Origin of the sequence: Rhizobium sp. CF080, from assembly GCF_000282095.2 — a bacterium.
Taxonomy (GTDB): Bacteria; Pseudomonadota; Alphaproteobacteria; order Rhizobiales; family Rhizobiaceae; genus Neorhizobium.
In genome coordinates this window covers 139,728-157,436 of the sequence record NZ_AKKC02000002.1, presented here as the reverse complement: position 1 = coordinate 157,436, position 17,709 = coordinate 139,728, and the positions used below count along the sequence as shown (strand labels likewise).

The window sequence follows — 17,709 nt, the reverse complement described above, 5'->3', positions numbered from 1 at the left end:
ATATCAGTTCATTCTTTCGAAACAGAAAGCTTAAAGAGCAGAAGCCCGCAGCATGAGGCGTAGACGGGGAGTAAGGACGATAGCGGAGTGAGTATGCGGTTCTCGCTGATCTCATTGACGGTTTTGGGCATTGGCGCCGTGGGGTTGTATGGTTTGAGCCGTCAGCCGACGGTCGACGTTGGCATGCTGACGAGTTCGGTAAACTCCGTGCCCACCGCTCCCACCGCGCCCAAAACATTGCGCCCGTCGTCCCCGCCCGCCGAAAAGACCGAGCGCACCGTTACTCAGCTCCTCTATCCGAACCAGGATGCGACCCCGGCTGTCAAACCGGGTTCGTCTTCGCTGGTGATCGCCCAGGCGCCACCGCCAACGGCTCAGCCCGCTCCACCGGTCGCTCCTGCAAATCCGCCGCCGGTCATCTCGACTGACGCCTCGCCTCAAGGCCAGCAGCCGGTCGTCGACGAAAGCGCGCTACGCTATTTCGCAGCCCGGGGCGACACCGCCCGCCTGCAGGCCGAGATTTCCCGCCTCAGGACGCTTTATCCCAGCTGGACGCCACCGGCCGATCCATTGGCGGCACAGGTCACCACCGACCGCCAGCTCGAAACCATGTGGCAACTCTACGCCCTGTCCCGCTATCCGGATGTCCGCAAGGCAATCGCCGACCGTCAGGTGAGCGAACCCGGCTGGCAGCCGCCGGCCGATCTGCTCGATCGGCTGAAGCTCGCCGAGGCGCGCGCCGGCCTGGTCGTGGCTTCCGACGCCAGGAATTACGACGCGGTGATCCGCATGGCGGCCGACAATCCGAGCCTGCTCACCTGCAGCGAAGTGGACATGCTGTGGCGGGTGGCAGAAGCCTTTGCGAAGACCGACCGGCAGGGCCGCGCGCGAGACGCCTATGCCTATATTCTCAACAACTGCGACAATTCCTCGGAGCGTTTCGCGACCGCGCAGAAGGCGAGTGAGCTGTTGCCGCCGGACATGCTGGAGGATCTGCTGTCCAAGGAGCGGACACCGCCCGGTGGTCAGCCCGAATTCGAGCCGCTGCGCGACGACATCGCACGGCGGCTGGTGGCCAGCGGCAATACCGATGCAAAGCTCGTCGTGCCGGAAAAATATCTGACCCGTCTGGAACGGCTCGCGGAAGTGAACGGCATGCCCTCCGATGCGTTGCTGCTCGGCTGGTATTATTACCGCCGCGACAATCTCGGCGGTGCCGAGCGCTGGTTCCGCCGCGCCTTCAACAAGGAGGAGACCGCCTCGGCCGCCGAAGGTCTGGCACTGACGCTGGTCGCTCAAAAGTCGCCGGTGGAGGCGGAAGCCATACTCTATCGCTGGCGTGACACGTCCAGCGGTTCGAAAGAGGCCTATCTCGCCGCCGTCGCCAATCTTCTGGCGCTTGATCCTCCGCCAGTTCTTCAGGACGAGGTGCTGCGTCGCATGGCCCCGGTGGTGATAACCGCCCGCAACGCCGATGCCGCACAGCAGTTCGGCTGGTATGCGCGCGCCATGCAGCAGCTTGAAACGGCAGCCGAATGGTTTCAGGCGGCACTTTCCTGGAAGCGGGATGACGAACCCTCGGCCTATGGTCTCGCGCTCACACGCAACGACCTCGGCGACAAGGCAGGCGTCGCCCAGATCCAGAGAGCCTGGAATGGCCGGTCGGAACGCATAACAAGGCTCGGCGAACCTGTGACCGAACGAGGTGCGCCGCGCCGGCAGCCCGCGATCGCATCGAGATCGGCTGTCGATGAGGCAAGGACGAACGCTTTGGCAGCCGAACCGCCAGCGCAGGAGAGCTATCCGGTCGCCCGGACCGAAGCTCCCGTGGTGCGCGTTGCGCCGCAGCCCGTCCAGAGAACCGCGAGAATACCCGCGCAACCCCGCCGCGGACAATGCTCGACCACCCAGGATCCGCGCCAGATGCCACCGGAGGCGGCGCTGGCGAGAGGCTGGTGCCTGATGGATCTCAACCGTCCCCTTGAGGCGGCACAATCTTTCGATGTCGCCTATGCGAGCAATTCGGCCGCTGCCCGCTCTGATGCCGCTTACGGCAAGAGCCTTGCCTATCTGCGTGCCGGCTTGACCGACAAGGCATCCGTCGCTGCGGCCGATGCCGCCCAAACGAACCCGCGTGCGGTGGAACTGCAGGCGGCGATCCTCTCCGATCGCGCCCTCAACGCCTTCAAGGCCGGGCGTTATCGCGAAGCGCTGCTGGCGCTCGACCAGCGGGCCCAGATCGTCCCGGAACAGTCCGACCTGATGTCGCTGCGCGGCTATGCGCATCTGAACCTCGGCAGGTATGCCGATGCCACACGCATTTTCCAGGCGCTTGCCGACACGGGCGACAAGGCCGGATTGCGCGGGCTGGCTGACGTCGGCGCTGCGAACTGACGGCAAAGCGTTCTGCGCGATGCCGAGATAATTGCAAGCACAGCGGGTAATATGCGCTCACCTGAAGCAAAACAGGCATCCTTGCACGCTCTATTAACCTTCAGGCAAGGAATTAACCATACATATTAGAGACCACGGCGAAATGGGATGACTGCGGTCCCCCACCAGGCATGAAGCCGCAAAGCCGTACCGGTCCAATCCGGTATCCGCTCATGAAAATCCAGGAAAGCCCGTGGTGACCGTGTTGCCCATGCCCGACGGATATTGATCCGGTCTGGCGAGCATCCCCCGTTCATCCAGGATTCTGGCCGACAGCTGCTGCATGCCGCCGATCCTCTTCGGGATTGGCTTGATTAATTTGGGGACGGGGTTTTGGTGCAGGAAATGCCATCGGATCAGGCGCGACGTGGCCAGGCAGGCAGCCTGGGCGAGAGACTGGCATTCGCCGGCCTCGACGGCGAACTGCGCGATCTGCTGCGCCGCTGCCGCCCGCAGCTCGACCGGCACCTGAAGACCGGCCTGCGCGATCTTTTCCACCGCTTTCAATCCTTTCCGGAAGCTGCCCGCAATTTCGAGAGCGAGCAGCAGATCGAACGGCTGCACGACCTGCAGGCCTCCCATTGGGGCGTGCTGACCGATGCCCGCTTCGACGCGCTTTATGCCGAACGAGTGAAGGTTCTGTCGGATGCCGAGAGCCGCATGGGCCTCGATCCGCGGTGGCACGTTGCCGGCCATGCCGTCATGCTCGAACATCTGATCGCCGGCGCGATCGTCGATCTCGCTCCGAAATCGCTGCTGCCGGGTAGCCGCAAGCGCGAGCAGGAGCTGCTCGACCTCGTCGGCGCGATTACCCGCCTGGTGATGGTCGATGTCGAGATCGCCGTCTCGCTCCGCTTCAACGAACAGCGCCAGAAGCATCAGCGCGCGCTTGCCGAGCAGCGCGAGGCCGATCAGGCACAGGCGATCGAAACCTTCACCGACGTCATCGCAGCCCTTGCCGACCGCGACCTGACGGCCTGTCTGCCGGCCGACGTGCCGGATGTCTATCGCGAGCTTGCCGATCTGCTCAACCAGGCGGTTGCCGGCATGCGCTCGTCGGTGGAGACGGCCGATGGCCATAGTCAAAAAGCCGGTGCGCTGACGCAGTCGCTCGCCGAAGGTGCACGTTCCTTTGCCTCCGCTTCGGAAGAACAGTCCGCCCGCCTCAGGGAGGCGGCCCGCGTGCTCCTGGACGTCACAGCCAAGGTCAAGGGGAGCGCCGACGAGACGGCCGCTGCCGAAAAGGCGGCCGCCGAGACCCGCCGTTCGGTCGAGGCAAGCGGCGAGGTGGTCGGCCGTGCGATCAGCGCCATGGCCGATATCGAATCTTCTGCCGAAAAGATCGGCGAGATCATCGGCGTCATCGACGATATTGCATTCCAGACCAATCTGCTGGCGCTCAACGCCGGCATCGAAGCGGCTCGCGCCGGTGAGACAGGCCGTGGTTTTGCGGTCGTGGCCCAGGAAGTGCGCGCGCTCGCGCAACGCTCTGCCGATGCGGCCCGCGAGATCAAGACGCTCGTCAATGGCACCAAGTCTCAGGTGGATGCGGGCGTCGACATGGTTCACCGCACCCAGGACGCGATCGGCGGCATCGTCCGCCAGGTGTCCGATATCAATGATGCAATCGCGGGCATTGCCCGCGACACCGGCGAGCAGGCCGTCGGCCTCGACCGGCTGAGCGCGGAAATCGGCTCGGTCAGTGAACACGTCGCCTCGAACGCAAGTCTTGCGTCCCGCGCGGGCGAGGGCGCCGATGAACTCCACACCGTCATCCTGGAACTCGGCCGCACGGTCCGCGAGTTCCGGATCGAACGGCAGAATCGTTATGCGGATGCGCGCCGCCCGGCAGCGCCACGACCTCAGCCGGCCCTTGTCTCGATCGCGCCGACGACGGCCGGCCGGGAAGATGACGGCGAATACCTCTTTCAGAAACGACAAGGAATAAGCTGATGGCAGCAAAGAAGGCTGGACCTGGAAGTTTGAAGCTGGCCGCGGTGCTGGACCTCAACGAGGCCTCGAACCTGCATGGCAAGCTGGTCTCCATGCGAGGCAGCGATCTTAAGATCGATGCCTCGGGCGTTGAGCGGGTCGGTGTCCAGTGCGCCCAGGTTCTGGTCGCCGGCGTCAAGGCTTGGGAAGACGACAAGAAGACCTTCCTGGTGGAGAAGGCTTCGGATGCATTTCAGAAGACGATGCAACTCATCGGCATCAATCACGAAAATTTGGTTGCTAAGGAGATCTAGCAATGAAGAAGAAAGTACTGACCGTGGATGACTCGCGGACGATCCGGAACATGCTTCTGGTGACCCTGAATAATGCAGGCTTTGAGACAATTCAGGCGGAAGACGGCGTTGAAGGCCTCGAAGTCCTCGAGGGCTGCAATCCGGACGTCATCGTCACGGATATCAACATGCCGCGCCTCGACGGCTTCGGTTTCATCGAAGGCGTCCGCCGCAACGAAAAATACCGCGCCGTCCCGATCCTCGTCCTGACGACGGAAAGCGATGCCGAAAAGAAGAACCGCGCCCGCCAGGCTGGCGCGACTGGCTGGATCGTCAAGCCTTTCGATCCTGCCAAACTGATTGATGCGATCGAGCGTGTAACCGCCTGAGCCAGGAATTCCCCCGATGGATATGAACGAAATCAAAGAGATCTTCTTTCAGGAATGCGAAGAGCAGCTCGCTGAACTGGAGTCGGGTCTTCTCAAGCTGAACGATGGGGATCGCGACCCCGAAACGGTGAACGCCGTTTTCCGTGCCGTTCATTCCATCAAGGGGGGCGCTGGCGCCTTCGGTCTGGACGACCTCGTTTCCTTCGCCCACGTCTTCGAGACGACGCTTGATTGCGTGCGTTCCAACAAGCTGGAGCCGACGCCGGACGTCCTGAAGGTCATGTTGAAATCGGCCGACGTGCTCGCCGACCTCGTCAGCGCATCGCGTGACGGGGGCGGCGTCGACGAATCGAGAAGCCGCGGACTCGTCAAAGAACTCGAGGCGCTCGCCCATGGCGAACTGCCCTCTTCCTCCGCCCACGAGGCTCCCAAGCCGGCTCCGAAGGCCGCACCCGCCCCGGCTCCTGTGGCGAAAGCCGAGACCCCCAAGCCGACCGACGACAGCGGCTTCCAGCCGATCCCCTTCTCGTTCGATGGGTTCGGCGAAGACGAAGAGCCGGCAATCGAAGGTTCGGTCTACGAAGTCTCCTTCAAGCCCCGCCGCGAACTCTACTCCAAGGGCAATGAGGCAGCGCTCCTGCTGCGCGATCTGTCCCGTCTCGGCGAGATGAGCATCAATTGCGATACGGACGCCCTTCCGCCGCTCGACAAGATGGATCCGGAAGCCTCCTATTTCGGCTGGAAGATCTCGATCCGGACCACCAAGAGCGAAGACGATATCCGCGCTGTCTTCGAATTCGCGGAATGGGATTGCGACCTCGAAGTGAAGCTTGCCGAAGAGGCATCTTCCGACGAGGAACTGCCGATGGTCCCGGTTCCGTTCGACCTTTCAATCCTCGATGACTCCTCTGGTGGAGAAGAAGAGAAGGGCGCGGAGCAGGGCGTTTCGGAAGAAACCGTCGCTGCGGCCGTATCTGCCGCCGAGACCGCGAGCAACGTCTCGAGGGCTGCTCGTGCCGTCGAGAAGAAGGAATCGGCTGCTGCCGCTGCCGCCGCCCAGAACAATGCGGCCGCCGCCGCTGCTGCCGCTGGCCAGACGATCCGCGTCGATCTCGACCGCGTCGACCGTCTCATCAACCTCGTCGGCGAACTCGTCATCAACCAAGCGATGCTTTCCCAGAGCGTCATCGAAAACGATGCGACCGGCACGTCGGCCGTTAACATGGGCCTCGAGGAGCTTCAGCAGCTCACCCGCGAGATCCAGGACTCGGTCATGGCGATCCGCGCGCAGCCGGTAAAGCCGGTCTTCCAGCGCATGTCGCGTATCGTTCGCGAAGTGGCCGACATGGTCGGCAAATCGATCCGCCTGGTCACTGAAGGTGAAAACACCGAAGTCGACAAGACGGTCATTGACAAGATCGCCGAGCCGCTGACCCACATGATCCGCAACGCCGTCGACCACGGCATTGAATCGCCTGAAAAGCGTGAAGCCGCCGGCAAGGATCCGGAAGGCACGATCAAGCTCACCGCAAAACATCGGTCGGGCCGCATCCTGATTGAGCTTGCCGACGATGGCGCCGGCATCAACCGCGAGCGCGTCCGCCAGAAGGCGATCGACAACGACATCATCGCCGCCGACGCAAACCTGTCGGACGACGAGATCGACAACCTGATCTTCATGGCCGGCTTCTCGACTGCCGACAAGATCTCCGACATTTCCGGCCGCGGCGTCGGCATGGACGTGGTCAAGCGGTCGATCCAGGCGCTCGGCGGCCGTATTTCGATCTCCTCGCGGCCGGGTTACGGCTCGACCTTCACCATGAGCCTACCGCTGACGCTTGCCGTTCTCGACGGCATGGTGGTCACGGTCGCCGGCCAGACGCTGGTGGTGCCGCTCACCGCGATCGTCGAGACGCTGCAGCCGGAGGCTGCCGCCATCCACTCCTTCGGCGCCAACCAGCGGCTCATCTCGATCCGCAATTCGTTCTGCCCGCTGGTCGATGTCGGTCGGGTTCTCAACTACCGCGCCACTCAGGCCAATCCCGTCGAAGGTGTCGCACTGCTGGTCGAATCGGAAGGTGGCGGACAGCGTGCTCTGATGGTCGATGCCATCCAGGGCCAGCGCCAGGTCGTCATCAAGTCGCTCGAGGCGAACTACACCCACGTCCCGGGCATTGCCGCAGCCACCATCCTCGGTGATGGCCGCGTCGCGCTCATTCTCGATGTCGATGCCGTGGTCGCAGCCTCGCGCGGCCAGTCCATGAAACCTGAAATGTCCTTAGCCGCCACGGGTTGATTGTATGTCGTCCTTTGCCGTGAAAAACCTTGTTCAGGCAGACCGGAAGCTGATTGCTTTCCGCATCGGTGATCAGGAATTCTGCGTCAACATCATGTCCGTCCGCGAAATTCGCGGATGGACCCAGGCAACGCCGCTGCCGCATGCGCCCGCCTACGTCATGGGTGTCATCAATCTGCGCGGCGCGGTTCTGCCGATTATCGACCTTTCGGCCCGGCTTGGCATGAAGGATGCCGAGCCGACGGCGCGCCATGTGATCATCGTGGCGCAGATGAAGACCAAAGTTGTTGGTCTGCTCGTCGAAGCCGTTTCCGATATCCTTACGATTACCGAGGAGAATATCCAGCCAGTACCGGAAGTCTCCTCCGATCTGGAGAGACAATACGCCCGGGGGATTCTCGCCATCGATAAGCGGATGATCTGCATGATCGAGTTGGACGCCCTCTTCCCCGACCAGGAAAGCGAAGCCGCATGAAGCCTTTGGGCGCCATCGAAAGCCGACAGTCACCGGATGAGGTCCTCGCAAGCGGAGAATATCCGCTGACGCGCCGCGACCTCACCGATATCTCGGCGATGATCTACTCGGATGCCGGGATCTATCTCAACGATTCCAAGGCTTCGCTGGTCTATTCCCGTCTTTCCAAGCATATCCGGGCACTCGGCCTGCGCGGTTTCAAGGACTATTGCGCTCTGGTCTCGTCGCCCGACGGCGCGGCCGCCCGCCGCGAAATGCTGTCGCATCTGACGACCAACTTCACCCGTTTCTTCCGCGAGAACCACCACTTCGAGCACCTGCGCGACGAGGTCTTGCCGGGTCTCATCAACCGCGCCAAGAGCGGCGGTCGTGTGCGCATCTGGTCTGCCGCCTGTTCGGACGGCCAGGAGCCCTATTCGATTGCGCTGACCGTGCTGTCGCTGCTTCCTAATGTGGCCGATTTGGATTTCCGTATCCTGGCGACCGATATCGATCCGAAGATTCTGGCTGCGGCCCGCGCCGGCGTCTACGACGAGAACGCGCTCGAGACCATGACGCCGGCCATGCGCAAGCAGTGGTTTCGCGAGGTCGATGCCGGCGGTCGCCGCAGGTTCCAGATCGATGAACGCGTCAAGAAGCTGATCACCTTCAACGAGCTGAACCTGATGGCGCAATGGCCCTTCAAGGGCAATTTCGACGTCATCTTCTGCCGCAACGTCGTCATCTATTTCGATGAGCCCACGCAGATGAAGATCTGGTCCCGCTTTGCTTCGCTCCTGCCTGAAGGCGGGCATCTTTATATCGGCCATTCCGAGCGCGTCTCTGGCGATGCGAAAAACCTGTTCGATAACATCGGCATCACGACCTATCGTTATGCGGGTAAGAACGCAGGGAGGAAAGCATGAGCGCTCCGGCACGAGTCCTGGTTGTTGACGATTCGCCCACCATGCGAGGCCTGATCACGGCCGTCCTGAATTCCGATCCGGAAGTGAATGTCGTCGGCCAGGCCGGCGATGCGTTGGAAGCGCGCGTCGCGATCAAGCAGCTCAACCCCGATGTCGTCACCCTCGATATCGAGATGCCCAATATGAACGGGCTGGAATTCCTCGAAAAGATCATGCGCCTGCGCCCGATGCCGGTGATCATGGTTTCGGCGATGACCCATCAGGGTGCCAATGCGACCCTGGCCGCTCTCGAGATCGGCGCCTTCGATTGCGTCGGCAAGCCAGCCCCCGGCGATATTCGTCCCTTCATGGATCTTGCCGAAAAGGTGAAGGCTGCAGCCCGGTCGGGACCCCGCCGCAACGGGCCGGCCCCGGTCATCGCCGCCTCCCCCGCTGCGGAGTACCGGGTGGGTAGAAAGGTTGTGGCCATAGGGTCGTCAACCGGCGGTGTCGAAGCCCTCATCGCGGTGCTGCAAAAGTTCCCGCAAAACTGCCCGCCCACTGTAATTACTCAACATATGCCTTCCACGTTTACCAAAAGTTTTGCTGAACGGCTTAATCGTATCTGCGCTCCTGTGGTCCAGGAAGCTACCGACGGCGCACGGCTGGAGATCGGCAGGATCTATCTGGCGCCCGGTGGCGAACGGCACTTGCAGGTGGTCAATCCGTCGGCGCCATGTTGCCGGCTGATCGAAAGGGAGCCGGTAAACGGCCACAGGCCCTCAGTGGACGTCCTTTTCGACTCGGTCGCCGATCTGGCAGGTCGCAATGCGGTCGGGGTCATCCTGACAGGCATGGGGCGCGACGGAGCTGCAGGTTTGCTCAGAATGCGTAGCGCGGGCGCACGCACGATCGGGCAGAACGAAAAGACCTGTGTGGTCTACGGCATGCCGAGGGTTGCCCATGAAATGGGGGCCGTCGAGCAGCAACTGCCGCTAGGCTCCATTGGAGAAGAAGTGTTGAAGTTAACTGCCGCCCGAAAAGAAGGTACCGAATAAATGTCTATCGCTGAAAAAATCAAAGTTCTGATCGTCGATGATCAGGTCACCAGCCGCCTGCTGCTCAGCGACGCCCTGACACAGCTCGGCTTCAAACAGATCACGTCTGCCGGCGATGGCGAACAGGGCATGAAGATCATGGCCGAACAGCCGCACCATCTCGTCATTTCGGATTTCAACATGCCGAAAATGGATGGCATCGGTTTCCTGCAGGCCGTTCGCGCCAATCCGAACACCAAGAAGGCCGCATTCATCATCCTGACGGCTCAGGGGGATCGGGCCCTGGTCCAGAAGGCCGCTTCGCTCGGTGCCAACAACGTTCTCGCCAAGCCGTTCACGATCGAAAAGATGAAGGCCGCTATCGAAGCGGTGTTTGGAGCATTGAAATGAATGACGCCGCTGCAGTCAGGCGTGTCCATATTATCCAGGGGGAATTTAAGGTCCTGAACGACCCGAATGCCGTTCTCTCGACGATTTTGGGCTCTTGCGTGGCTGCGTGTCTTCGCGATCCTGTCGCTGGCATCGGCGGCATGAACCACTTCCTGCTTCCGGGATCCGGCGGTTCCACGGCCTCGGGCGGCGATGCGACGCGCTATGGCGTGCATCTGATGGAACTGCTGATCAATGGGCTTTTGAAGCAGGGAGCCCGGCGAGACCGGTTGGAAGCGAAGATTTTCGGCGGCGCCAAGACAATTGCCAGCTTTTCGAATGTCGGCGAGCAGAATGCCGCATTCGCCATGCAATTTCTCAAGGACGAAGGCATTCCGGTGGTCGGTTCCTCGACGGGTGGGGATCACGGGCGCAAGCTGGAGTTCTGGCCCGTGAGTGGCCGGGCTCGTCAGTATCCGCTGACCGGCGCCGAAACTCAACGGACCGTGGCGATGGAGGAGCGTCCGGTACGCATGCCGCCGAAGCCGGTCGAGAACTCGATCGAGTTCTTTTAAAGAAGTCATTTCTCGGGGCGAAGAAAGCCATGAACGACATCGTCAAGACGCCAATCGCTCCCTTTGAGGAATCGCTGCCAGAAGTTCTGATGCGTCTGGTCTCGGAGCTTCATGACGTCGCCTATCTGATCGAACGGGTCGAGCCGCAGCTATTGGAGCTCGGCGGCGAAACGATCCTCCAGTCGCCGGACAGTCTGAAAGTCTTGCAGGGCATCGATCTTGCCGTGCAGAAGACGCGCGGCCTTGCGGAATTCATCGACACGATCACCGGCGGCATTCCGAACGAATGGATGGTCGATGTCTCGACCGCACTCAATCTCGTCAAGCTTGCCGATATGCAGAAGGCGCTGACCAATGGCATGCGCCATGGCCATTCCCAGCCTTTGAGCAAGGCAGCCGGCGATTTCGATTTCTTCTGATCGCCTGCCCTGACATGCATGTTTCGGCCATGACGGCCGGTCAAATTGCCAGTCTCGCCAGCCCTCCATAATCGTCAGAATCCACGCTCCCGCGAAACGCTCGCACAAGCTTCGCTTTCTAAGGTGCGACTGGGCATGGGCTCGAATACCTAGTTGGCGATGTGGGAACAGAATGAATCTGTTGGCTCAATTTTCACAAGTCTTTAAAAATCTGGCCGGTTTAGGCCAGACACGACTTATTGCTCTAGGCGCCGTCGGCGTCATTTCAATTGCGATCGTTATTGCTGCGGCCCTCTTCGTTAACAAGCCGGCTTACGAGACGCTCTACGTCGGCCTTGATACCGCCGACCTCAACCAGGTGAGCATCGCGCTGGCAGAGGCAAACATGCCTTTTCAGGTCGGCACGGACGGCACGAGCCTTCAGGTTCCGGCCGGCACGACGAGCAAGGCCCGGCTTCTGCTGGCCGAGCGAGGCCTGCCGAACAGCGCCAATGCCGGTTATGAACTCTTCGACAATGTCGGTTCGCTCGGCCTGACCTCCTTCATGCAGGAAGTCACCCGCGTGCGTGCCCTCGAAGGTGAAATCGGGCGGTCGATCCAGCAGATCAACGGCGTCAACGCTGCTCGCGTCCATATCGTGATGCCGGATGTCGGCAACTTCCGTCGCGGCGAGCAGAAACCCACCGCATCTGTGATGATCCGGGCAAGCTCGACGACGGGCCGCAAGGCCGCGTCGTCCATTCGTCACCTGGTCGCCTCCGCAGTTCCCGGCCTTGACGTCGATGACGTCACCATACTCGACTCCACCGGGCAGTTGCTCGCTTCCGGCGACGAATACGGCGGCAGCGAAATGAACAAGTCGCTGAGCATCGTCCAGAACGTTCAGCAGGAAATCGAGAACAATATCGACAAGGCGCTCGCGCCCTTCCTCGGCATGGACAATTTCCGTTCGAGCGTCACGGCGTCCCTCAATACGGACAGCCAGCAGATCAACGAGACGGTGTTCGATCCGAACTCCCGCGTCGAACGTTCGGTCCGCACCACCAAGGAAGCGTCGAAATCGCAGCAGACCCAGGACGACAATGCCACGACCGTGGAGCAGAACGTGCCGCAGGCCGCTCCGCCTCCGGGTGGCGCGAATGGTCCGAAATCGTCTGATCAGTCCGACAAGAAGGAAGAGCAGACCAACTACGAGATCAACCAGAAGACGGTCGCCACGACGCGTAACAGCTATCAGATCGAGAAGGTTTCGGTTGCGGTCGTCGTCAACAAGGGGCGTATCGCGAGAATGGTCGGCGAGCCGGTCGATCAGGCCAAGGTTGATGCCTACCTCGCCGAGATGCAGAAGATCGTCGCATCCGCTGCCGGCATTAATTCGGGCCGCGGCGACGTCGTGACCCTGACGGCCATGGACTTCCTTGAGAACCAGCTTCTCGCCGAGGCCTCCAGCGGTCCGGGCGTGATGGACATGCTGAGCCGCAATGTCGGCGGCATCATTAACTCGCTCGCCTTCGTCCTGGTCGCCTTCCTGGTGGTCTGGCTCGGTCTTCGCCCGCTCATCCGCACCGTCAGCGGTACCAATGTCGCCGGCGAAGCGGCGGAAGGTGCAGGCCTCGAACTTCCGGACTTCTCGCCGACGACCGGAAGCCCGGCGCTCATGGATGGCTTCGGTTCCGACTTCGGTTTCGACAGCTCGAACGACATGCTGGGTGGCGGGGACGACGACGGCTTCAACCGCCGTGTCAAGGAAGGTCCCGAAAAACGCCTCGCCCGGATGGTCGAAATCTCCGAAGAGCGCGCTGCGAAAATTCTCCGCAAATGGGCACTCGAAAAGGCCGCCTGATAGGGTATCACGAAAATATGATCGCGATGGGCCGGACCCTTGTCCGGCCCATTTCTTTTCAGCCCGCCACACACTTGGCGGATTTGCGCGTACGCGAATCAGCGAGAATATGGCGCAACTGGGGAAATCCGGTGTCCAGGCGATGGTAATTCGCGACGCGTCTCCTACAATGGCTTTGATTCGTACAATGACTTCCGAAGGTTCCGAGGAGGGTGGAGCTGGCTGGAAATCCCGGTGTGGACGACGAATGAAAGCGGCTACAGACAGTATCTTTTGATGAATTCGTCTAACTCGGGATCGTTTCAGCGCGGGAGGGGTTGTATGGAAGTCGCAATATGCCGCGATGCGCGCATTCATGATGGATGCACCACGTGGCCGGGAGCAGATAGCGAATGGAGTTGTCGGGGGTAGAAATGATGACGGAGGGGCGCTCCTACGCGGAGGCTGCCAGCTCCAGGGGACTATCGCGTGAGCAGTTGGTTCGCCGTCTTTCAGTTCTGGCGGGCTCCAACAACGTTCAGGCGGTCATGCGCCTGCTTGCCGATTACGTCGGCGCCTCTCATTTCCTGCTGGCCCGCTACGACCTCATCCAGGAACAGGGCCTCGACTTCATCGTTACCTCCAACTGGCCCTTTGATCTTGTGCGGCGCCTGGGCTCGGAGCTGGCAAGCGGTTATGCGCGTTCCACCGAACTCGAAAAGTGCCTCTCGCTGCTGACCCCCAGCTTTGCCTTGCTACCCGACGACATCGTGCCGCCGGACGACATCAGCCGGCAGTACTGCGCTCTGACCTTTTGCGTCGGCAGGACGCGCTTCTCGCTGATGCTGCTGTTTAACGACGGTATCATCCTGTCGCAGGAACGACTGAGGGAAGTTGGCCTGTTTGCTGCCTACGGCGCCAGTTTCGGAGAGAATGCCGACGCCAGGACTGAACGTGATTTCGAGCTGACGGAACGCGAGCTTGAATGCCTCTTCTGGATCGCGGAGGGCAAGACCAGCGACGAGATCGCCGTGATCCTCGGCATATCCCGCAATACGATCAACAACTACATTACCAGTGTGATGCGCAAGACGGCAACCAAAACGCGTTCCGAGGCAATTGCCTATGCGGTTCGCAACAACCTAGTTTAGGAAAATAATTTCAATGGGTTATTCGCGCAGCGGCATGGCAGATGGACCTGGAAGCATCCAGTATCTGCGCCTCCAGCGCGCCTCCAGCCGGTCGGACATCTTCCCGAAGCTCATCGCCATGCAGAAGAATCTGAAGGCGCGGAATTTTGCGGTTTTCCGGGTCGCCGGTGCCGGCCTGCCCAACAAGCGCAAACTCGTATGCGAACTCGAAAACTGGGGTGCCGGCGCGCTCGAAAGCAGCAACCAGCTTGTCAGCGCCTATGGCGAGGCGCTGCTGGAACATATCGAGACGTCACTTCTGCCGCTGATCTGGAACGGATCGGAGAATACCAGCTTTGCCGATGCCGGCGAGTTCTCGCCATTGACACATCGCCTGGAGACCGGCGTCGTTCCTTTTTCGGGTATCGCCTTTCCGGTGCGTCTCGGTGCGCTGGGGAACGGTTTCGTTGCTTTCTTCGGGACCTCCATGGAACTGGTGAGCGATGTCATCATCGACCAGCATGTCAGAAGCTGCCAGGTGGTCATGGATCTGCTGGCGCTCGACGAACGCCGCAGCGTGCCGGCCGAATCGCTGAGCGAACGTGAGATTGCCTGTCTTCAACTGGCCGGCGACGGTCGCATCAGTGAAGAAATTGCCGAGAAGCTCGGCCTCTCGGTCCACACTGTCAACGCCTATCTGGGCTCGGCGACCATCAAGCTCGATTCGGTCAATCGCATCCAGGCGATCGCCAAGGCTATCCGGCTCGGCTACATCCACTGATCCGTTCCGATAGGCGACGCGCCTTTTGCACCGAGAGCAATGCAGCTCACATCTGTGAACTGCTGGTCTTCACGAATTTGGCTTCCTGGAGGCTTTTTGCCAGGAACGCGGTGTTGTCGTGGGGATCCTCGAAAGGGGCCTGGAAGGCAATGTGGTCGATTTCGAGCGCCGCCTGCTGGTCGGCCAGCGTCAGACGGGCATAGACCGAAACGCCGCGCGGCTTGATTTCGAGGTCGAGGACGACTTCCGGCTTTCCGTTCCATTCGAGCTTGTAGTCGCCTCCGGCGCCAAAACTGACGGTGCCCGGATGGAAATAGAGCTCGGCCGCAGAAGACACGAGGTCGGCAAGGCTGCTGTGGCACTCCAGACGTAGAAGTGAGATGAGATCACCGGCATCGAGCAGGCGAAGTTCCGAAGCCACCGGGCTGATTGCTTGTGCGACGATTTCTTCTCGTTCGGTGGAATAGGTGCATTTCTTCATGACGCTCAGCGTGTCCGTTTTTTGAGCGACCGGGAAGCGTAGACCCGGTGCACGAGTTCTGCCACAGCCTTATAAAAGACTGGCGGAATGACACTATCCACCGAGACTTGCGCAAACATGGAGCGTGCCAGGGGCGGATCTTCAAAAACGGGGATGCCGTTTTCCTCTGCGATTTCGCGGATCTTCAGGGCAATCAGGTCCTGGCCCTTGGCGACGACGACCGGGGCGTCGTTCTCCTCACGCACGTAACGCAGCGCCACCGCAAAGTGAGTCGGGTTGGCGATCACGAGCGTGGCGCGGGGCACATTGTTGATCATGCGCCGGCGAGCGCGGTCGCGCGCCACCGATTTCTGGCGCTGCTTGACGATCGGGTCGCCCTGCGCCTGCTTGTATTCGTCCTTGACCTCCTGCTTGGTCATCTTCAGTTCGTTGTACCAGTGGTAGCGCGTCCACAGGACGTCGACGACGGCAAGCAGACCGGCCGACATGACCACAACGATCACCATCCGGCGGATGACTGCGTCCAGTTTGACGAGAATGATCTGCGGATCCGAGAACATCGCGTCCAGCGTGGAGAAATATTCGCGCCGCAACGCGAAATACATGATCACCGCGACGATCATGATCTTGAAGATCGACTTTCCGAATTCGACGAAGCCCGGAACGCTGTAGATTCGTCCGAAACCCTTGGCAGGTGAAACGCGGGAAATCTGCGGCCGCACGCGCTCGAGCACCAGCGATGGCATGTTCTGCGCGAATGACGAGCCGAGCCCGAAAATGATGAACAGCAGCATCACCGGAACCAGGAACGCTGCGACGGCCCAGCCGAGATGGACGCTCAGCGAGACGACGTCCGTCGAGTTCTCGAGCCGCCACTGATCCGGCTGCTCGAAAAGGTCCTTCAGCGTCTCGGCCATCTTTGAGATGCCGGAGGGAAGGAAGAAGACGAGATATACATAGAATGCTAGGATCGAGGCGAAAAGCGGCACTTCTCGGGAGACAGGGACGTTACCCTTGTCTGCCGCTTCCGACATTCGTTTGGCGGTCGGGTTTTCTGTTTTACTGTCTTTGTCGTCGTCAGACACGGCTTTGAACCAATCGGTCTTCCGGTTGCGAGGACGTGGCTCAAACGAATCGGCCGCCGCCGCCTGCGATGTTATCGCATCGCCTGCTAGCCGCTAATCGAGTCAACAAAAAGACTGTGGGTGGCCGGAAAATAACGGCGAAAGGCGGGTGAAACGAAAGCGGAGCGAGATGTTTCCAGCTCCGCTTTGCTTCTTATATCTCAATCGGCAGGTTAGGCGGCTTCGGCCGCCTTCTCGCCATCCTTCTTTTCTTCCTTGAGGAGGATCTGGCCCGAATTGGCGAGCCGGATCGCTTCCTGTGCGATCGCGCGACGGGCGATCGCCACTTCGCGCGGATTGAGGTTCATGTTCTGAACCGCCAGATCGCTTTCGATCATGCGGCGCTGGCGCGGGCTGATCGCCGAGAGGACGCATTCCTTGATCTCGTTGGTCGCACCGCGCAGCGCCATCGTGAGAATGTCTCCCGCGACGTCGTTGAGCAGCATGACGCGGCTGCGCTGCGGCATGTAGAGCAGGTCTTCGAAGAGGAAGATCTTCGGCCGGACCTTGTTGACGGATTCCTTGCTGATCGTCTCCAGCGAGTTGAGCAGGGTATCGACCTGGTTCTTGTCGAGTTCGTTCATGAGCTCGGCGACCTTGTTCGAGCCGTTCGAGTTGCGCTCTGCTTCGATGGCCGCGATCAGTTCCATCACCCGGTTCTCGATGATCTGCGCTGCCTTGGGGCTGACTTCCTTCATGTTGACGGCGCGGTTCATGATATCGGCGCGGCGGCTGTCGGGAAGCTGGAGCAGCACCTTGGCACCGAAGATCGACGGCATCTGCGAAAGGATATAGGCGACGGTCTGGGGATGTTCGCGCGACAGGAATTTGCCCACGAATGCCGGATCGGCGTCCTGCAGGCGGTCCCAGATATTGGCCTGATAATCGTCGAACGCGGCGCGGCGGCCGAGCAGCCCGTCGACCTCTTCCGGTGTCAGGCCGGCTTCGAGAATGCCCTCGATCGCTGCGGCATTGTCCATGAGACCGGTGCCTTCGGTGAACAGATCCTCGAACTCGTTGACGAGTTCGAGGAGTTCGTCCGGCGGGATCGCACGCAGCGTCTGAGCACAGGCAATGATATTCTGCAGCTCGGCCTGGGTGAAATATTTGAGAAGCTTGCCGGCAACGCCCTTGCCCATGGCCAGGAGCACTGCCGCGGCCTTTTCGGCCTTGGACAACGGTTTCGTCGAGAGGGCGCTGCCACCGAAATCCTCAAAGTCCATCATGGTCTTCCTTTTCTGTCCCAAA

17 protein-coding genes are annotated in these 17,709 nt (G+C 60.8%); 14 read left to right on the top strand and 3 right to left on the bottom strand.

The window, feature by feature from the left end:
• The first annotated feature begins 183 nt into the window (after positions 1-183).
• The 14 genes from PMI07_RS01960 to PMI07_RS01895 all read left to right on the top strand — a co-directional run bounded on the left by PMI07_RS01960 (position 184) and on the right by PMI07_RS01895 (position 14,856).
• Positions 184-2,394, top strand: coding sequence for a tetratricopeptide repeat protein (locus PMI07_RS01960; protein WP_245277080.1), 2,211 nt, complete (start codon positions 184-186; stop codon positions 2,392-2,394).
• A gap of 384 nt (positions 2,395-2,778) precedes the next feature.
• Positions 2,779-4,386 (top strand): globin-coupled sensor protein, encoded by a 1,608-nt coding sequence (locus PMI07_RS01955; protein ID WP_007753203.1) that lies wholly within the window; start codon positions 2,779-2,781, stop codon positions 4,384-4,386.
• The gene (locus PMI07_RS01950; RefSeq protein WP_007753205.1) at positions 4,386-4,679 is read left to right on the top strand and encodes an STAS domain-containing protein; all 294 of its coding nucleotides are present in this window, start codon (positions 4,386-4,388) and stop codon (positions 4,677-4,679) included. The genes PMI07_RS01955 and PMI07_RS01950 overlap by 1 nt, the downstream gene beginning before the upstream one ends.
• Before the next feature lie 2 nt (positions 4,680-4,681).
• Entirely contained in the window at positions 4,682-5,047 is a 366-nt protein-coding gene (cheY1, locus tag PMI07_RS01945; protein ID WP_007753206.1) for a chemotaxis response regulator CheY1, read from the top strand.
• Positions 5,048-5,063: 16 nt separating this feature from the next.
• Entirely contained in the window at positions 5,064-7,343 is a 2,280-nt protein-coding gene (locus PMI07_RS01940) for a chemotaxis protein CheA (RefSeq protein WP_024163488.1), read from the top strand.
• A gap of 4 nt (positions 7,344-7,347) precedes the next feature.
• Complete coding sequence (locus PMI07_RS01935) at positions 7,348-7,818, top strand: chemotaxis protein CheW (protein ID WP_007759262.1); 471 nt, start codon at positions 7,348-7,350, stop codon at positions 7,816-7,818.
• Positions 7,815-8,723, top strand: coding sequence for a protein-glutamate O-methyltransferase CheR (cheR, locus tag PMI07_RS01930; protein ID WP_007759261.1), 909 nt, complete (start codon positions 7,815-7,817; stop codon positions 8,721-8,723). Before PMI07_RS01935 ends, cheR begins: the two co-directional genes overlap by 4 nt.
• On the top strand, positions 8,720-9,760 hold the full coding sequence (cheB, locus tag PMI07_RS01925) for a protein-glutamate O-methylesterase CheB (RefSeq protein ID WP_007759260.1): 1,041 nt from the start codon (positions 8,720-8,722) through the stop codon (positions 9,758-9,760). Before cheR ends, cheB begins: the two co-directional genes overlap by 4 nt.
• Positions 9,761-10,150, top strand: a complete 390-nt coding sequence (locus PMI07_RS01920) for a response regulator (RefSeq protein ID WP_007759259.1) — start codon at positions 9,761-9,763, stop codon at positions 10,148-10,150.
• Complete coding sequence (gene cheD, locus PMI07_RS01915) at positions 10,147-10,704, top strand: chemoreceptor glutamine deamidase CheD (protein ID WP_007759258.1); 558 nt, start codon at positions 10,147-10,149, stop codon at positions 10,702-10,704. The genes PMI07_RS01920 and cheD overlap by 4 nt, the downstream gene beginning before the upstream one ends.
• A gap of 29 nt (positions 10,705-10,733) precedes the next feature.
• Positions 10,734-11,123: a hypothetical protein gene (locus PMI07_RS01910; protein ID WP_007759256.1), complete on the top strand. Its 390-nt coding sequence runs from the start codon at positions 10,734-10,736 to the stop codon at positions 11,121-11,123.
• 172 nt (positions 11,124-11,295) lie between these two features.
• On the top strand, positions 11,296-12,966 hold the full coding sequence (gene fliF, locus PMI07_RS01905; protein WP_007759255.1) for a flagellar basal-body MS-ring/collar protein FliF: 1,671 nt from the start codon (positions 11,296-11,298) through the stop codon (positions 12,964-12,966).
• 413 nt (positions 12,967-13,379) lie between these two features.
• Positions 13,380-14,096: a helix-turn-helix transcriptional regulator gene (locus PMI07_RS01900; RefSeq protein WP_245277079.1), complete on the top strand. Its 717-nt coding sequence runs from the start codon at positions 13,380-13,382 to the stop codon at positions 14,094-14,096.
• A 13-nt stretch (positions 14,097-14,109) separates the two neighbouring features.
• Positions 14,110-14,856: a helix-turn-helix transcriptional regulator gene (locus tag PMI07_RS01895; RefSeq protein ID WP_007759253.1), complete on the top strand. Its 747-nt coding sequence runs from the start codon at positions 14,110-14,112 to the stop codon at positions 14,854-14,856.
• 46 nt (positions 14,857-14,902) lie between these two features.
• Here PMI07_RS01895 and PMI07_RS01890 read toward each other — a convergent pair whose 3' ends face one another.
• From PMI07_RS01890 to fliG, 3 genes are all read right to left on the bottom strand, one after another.
• On the bottom strand, positions 14,903-15,337 hold the full coding sequence (locus tag PMI07_RS01890; protein WP_007759251.1) for a hypothetical protein: 435 nt from the start codon (positions 15,335-15,337) through the stop codon (positions 14,903-14,905).
• A gap of 5 nt (positions 15,338-15,342) precedes the next feature.
• Complete coding sequence (gene flhB, locus PMI07_RS01885) at positions 15,343-16,422, bottom strand: flagellar biosynthesis protein FlhB (RefSeq protein ID WP_037085040.1); 1,080 nt, start codon at positions 16,420-16,422, stop codon at positions 15,343-15,345.
• A gap of 212 nt (positions 16,423-16,634) precedes the next feature.
• Entirely contained in the window at positions 16,635-17,687 is a 1,053-nt protein-coding gene (gene fliG, locus PMI07_RS01880) for a flagellar motor switch protein FliG (RefSeq protein ID WP_007759248.1), read from the bottom strand.
• Positions 17,688-17,709: the final 22 nt, after the last annotated feature.